Source organism: Pseudomonas sp. SIMBA_067 (assembly GCF_046534675.1).
In the GTDB taxonomy this organism is placed as follows: Bacteria; Pseudomonadota; Gammaproteobacteria; order Pseudomonadales; family Pseudomonadaceae; genus Aquipseudomonas; species Aquipseudomonas putida.
This window is the reverse complement of the sequence record NZ_JAWRYH010001477.1, coordinates 1-231: the sequence shown is the minus strand read 5'-3', so window position 1 is coordinate 231 and position 231 is coordinate 1. Positions and strand designations below refer to the sequence as shown.

General features: G+C 44.2%; 1 pseudogene. It reads left to right on the top strand.

Going from position 1 to position 231, the window contains the following annotated elements:
• Positions 1-231 (top strand): annotated as a pseudogene (rplA, locus tag SB765_RS34340) (50S ribosomal protein L1); the annotation flags it as partial.

Below are 231 nucleotides of genomic sequence, written 5' to 3'. Positions count from 1 at the left end.
ACGTTGTTGTTGCATCACCAGACGCTATGCGTGTTGTTGGTCAACTAGGTCAAATCTTAGGCCCACGTGGTCTAATGCCAAACCCTAAAACTGGTACTGTAACACCTAACGTTGCAGAAGCAGTTAAAAATGCGAAAGCAGGTCAAGTGCGTTACCGCAATGACAAAAATGCTATCATCCATACTACTATTGGTAAGGTTGATTTCACTGCTGAGCCGTTACAACAACACC